Below are 3560 nucleotides of genomic sequence, written 5' to 3' on the forward strand. Positions count from 1 at the left end.
AACATTGGCATGTTTTACGGTGTGAGAGATCCAAGGACTTAGAGCGACAATACTGATTTGCTGAGTCTACTAGGGACGAATTGCCAAAGGGACAAAGAACTAGAGCCTAAGACATTTAAGCCTTTGAATTACAAGTAAACATAACGCCCAATTAACGTGTGAGCAGCGCAGACACTGAACTAAACCACTGCGCCGTAAACACTAAACTCAACCCAAAGTGAGAACGCCAAGCGTTGCGAATCACTGTTGAATTGTTTGTTATGTTTTACCACAAATACATGATTTACTTGAGAAAGAACTGATATTTCCAACTAGTTTTCTGAAGCAAAGCACAAGGCTGAAACCAACTTGCCCGCCAAAGGCGACCAACCAGAAACGAGCAATTCCACTTCCCTACCCAATGAGGCAACCCAACTAACTTTCAACAAGTGCCCTTTCTTTCCAACCAAAGCGCAAAACAATGTTGAGTTGCCGAGGCAACTGCCAAGCCGAAATGCTAATTGGCTAAGAATCCAAAAACGACTTAAAGCCAGTTAAACAAGAAACCAACCGCCACGACCTGATAATGAAGCAACCCACGAACATTGGCATTTTTTACGGGCTGAGTGGTTCAAGAACTTAGGCCGACAATACTGATTTGCTGAGTCTACTAAGGACGAATTGCCAGAGGGACAAACAACTAGAACCTAAGACCTTTAAGCCTTTGAATTACAAGTAAACATAACGCCCAATTAAGGGGTGAACAACGCCTCCCCCCAAACCTAAAGCATTGTGCCATAAACACTAAACTTGAAGTAGAAGCAAAAATGCCAAGCGTTGTGAATCCCTCTTAAATTGCTTGTTATACCGCTTTTCTACGATACTAAGTTTTAACCAATTTGAGCTTTATCATTTTAATACGATACGTATAATCCCTGCTCATTTTCTTACATACCACGTAAAGAGTATCAGCATGTCTAAGCTGTTTTTTAAAGGTCGAATCGAAACTCGACAAAATCACGTACTGTCAGGCTACAACGTTAATCGCGACGTTAAAGCTGGTACAAAAGAAGCACCGATCAATATCGTTGTTCCGACAGAACTACGTAAACAAGAAGTCGAAGCTATCACTCAAGAGCATTCGATTTTCGCCAACATCACTGTCGATGAAAGCCAAGAAGAAAACACGATCGAGCTAGATACGATCCTGAACAAGGCAAAACCAACGGTATTTGAAAAGAAACCAAACAGAAACGACCCTTGTAGTTGCGGTAGCGGCAAAAAATACAAGAAGTGCTGCGCCTAGGTTTCTAATACCGCCCTCACACGGCGGTATAACGCCCTGCTAAGGGGTGAGCAACGGAATACCCAAGCCGCCGCATACCACCTTAATCACTTAAACCAACGCATAGTAAAAATGCCACGCGTTGCGAATCCCTCTTGAGCAGTTTGTTAGTCGCGAGGCACCGAGCGACAATTTTAAGCCGAACTAAACTTTGCGAACAACAAACTTTATGAACTTTGATGTACTTAAGTCAGGCGTAGTCTCAAAGCGGCTACTCAATGAAACCACTTGGAACATAAAACGTCGTAGAAAACAGACTGACAACACCAACAAGCGTTTTTGGAAAACCAATCTCACAGTGCGGACTTTCAACAAAGTCACTGAAACCACGTGGAACTTACAACACCAGAGAAAACGTCATTTCAGCAAGTAAATGAGCTTTTAAACCAATAAACTCACCGAGCAGATTTGCAACCAAAAACAGACTCTCGATTGCCCTGTTCTGTCAGCACCAAAGAACAAAACAATCGCTAGGACACTTGCCAAGCTTTGGGCTTAAAACAGCAGAAACTGAGTTTTGACCATCGACGATGAATCTGTATACCAAACAAACAGCTGCCAAATTTTGAGCTAAGAAACATGATTTTGATTGCTAGCTTTTTCTGGCGACTAACGCCCAATTAAGGGGTGAACAACGCCTCCACCCAAACCTAAAGCATTGTGCCATAAACACTAAATTTGAAGTAGAAGCAAAAGTGCCAAGCGTTGTGAATCCCTCTTAAATTGCTTGTTATATTTTTGATTGCTTAAACCTTTGAATATGTTTCAAAAAATACACAAGAAACCTATAGATATCGCGACTATCATCCTTTGTGTTAGCAATACCTCGAAGAATTTGTGTCGCATTACACCAATGGGTCAAATGCTCCTCACTAATTTCTGAAGCTACTGGAATTAGACCAGCAAATATCTCTAGGTTGTCTATGGCGAGACGTTTTATCATCGCAGGCTGTAAATCCGTTAACTGTTTGGTTTGGACTAGTTCTTCTAGAAGTGAATCAAAATCGTCAACACTAAGAAATAGAGGCAAGTCACTACCAATGGGTTTAATCCAACTCATAAAAAGTGACAGTTGATTACACATTCGATCACGTAGTTCCGACTTGCGCTTCTTTGATGGGTAATACACCACAATCAAATAGAATATATAGCTAACCACAACACCAGAGGAAAGCGTAAACAACGTCCCATAATTGCCGAATAGGAACAATTTGGAAATTAAACTACCCTCAAGTTCTTGCCATAGTGGCTCCGGTGATGACGCAATCATTAGATAAAAAGATAACACTACAATTAACGATAGAACTTTATCGTAATTAAATTTCACCACAACCTCTCGAAAAATATAACGCCAAATTAAGGTGTGAACAACGCTACCACCTTAGCTAAACCATTGTGCCATAAACACTAAACTTACTTGAAGTGATGGCGCCAAGCGTTGTGAATCACTCTTAAATTTATTGTTAGCTGACGCACTCATTACTTAACAATGAGCTTAAAAAGGGGAATTCTTCAACACAATGTTGCTCAATTCTATCGCGAATAAACCGGTCTCCATCATCATGTCGAGCCAAGCACAAATAGTAGAGCTCGTCGTTGTACTTTGCATAAACAACCCATTCCCCTGTCATTTTGTTCCTTGCTTTTCGTTTATCCAGAGTTCCTGACACTACTTGCTCGGCGATTTCTTCAGCTTGTTGATGAGGAGATTTAGTATCATCTTCTAAGACACTGTTGATGATATTCGTTAAACCATTCTTCCCTAGGCCAATTTTAATATTTTGACGGATGTAGCAAGAAGATGCGAAATGAATATGATGTAGCCCTTTTAGCAATGGATGCTTAAAAGGTGTTGGAGCCTTAATGCCAGCGCGATTCAGACCTTTTTCATAATCATTGAGCACCATAAGAACTTCATCAGAGCCCACACCAAATAGTCTATGAAACGCCATTAGGTCAGCCAAAAATAATTTAGAGTAGTTACCTTTGATTTTGTACGAGATACCACTTATTTTCTCGAACTTCAGCAATTCATCTTCTTGAATTTCGACTTGAACCATTTGCTTCAAATTTTATCTCCTAGTCAGCTAACGCCCAATTAAGGGGTGAACAACGCCGCCACCCAAACCTAAAGAATTGTGCCATAAACACTAAAACTGAAGTAGAAGCAAAAGCGCCAAGCGTTGTGAATCCCTCTTAAATTGCTTGTTATAACAACGATTTCCTCGATGCTGAT

General features: G+C 40.8%; 3 protein-coding genes and 1 pseudogene. 2 read left to right on the forward strand and 2 right to left on the reverse strand.

What is annotated here, in order from left to right; genetic code table 11:
• Window positions 1-952: 952 nt before the first annotated feature.
• Together ELS82_RS23680 and ELS82_RS27125 are read left to right on the forward strand one after the other, a co-directional pair.
• Window positions 953-1285 (forward strand): PBPRA1643 family SWIM/SEC-C metal-binding motif protein, encoded by a 333-nt coding sequence (locus ELS82_RS23680; RefSeq protein ID WP_134837611.1) that lies wholly within the window; start codon window positions 953-955, stop codon window positions 1283-1285.
• Window positions 1286-1581: 296 nt separating this feature from the next.
• Window positions 1582-1845: pseudogene (locus tag ELS82_RS27125) on the forward strand (hypothetical protein).
• A 209-nt stretch (window positions 1846-2054) separates the two neighbouring features.
• Here ELS82_RS27125 and ELS82_RS23690 read toward each other — a convergent pair.
• Together ELS82_RS23690 and ELS82_RS23695 are read right to left on the reverse strand one after the other, a co-directional pair.
• Entirely contained in the window at window positions 2055-2651 is a 597-nt protein-coding gene (locus ELS82_RS23690) for a hypothetical protein (RefSeq protein ID WP_134837612.1), read from the reverse strand.
• Window positions 2652-2787: 136 nt separating this feature from the next.
• The gene (locus tag ELS82_RS23695) at window positions 2788-3393 is read right to left on the reverse strand and encodes a hypothetical protein (protein WP_134837613.1); all 606 of its coding nucleotides are present in this window, start codon (window positions 3391-3393) and stop codon (window positions 2788-2790) included.
• Window positions 3394-3560 lie beyond the last annotated feature (167 nt).

Source organism: Vibrio ouci, assembly GCF_004551525.1.
GTDB classification, from domain to species: Bacteria; Pseudomonadota; Gammaproteobacteria; order Enterobacterales; family Vibrionaceae; genus Vibrio; species Vibrio ouci.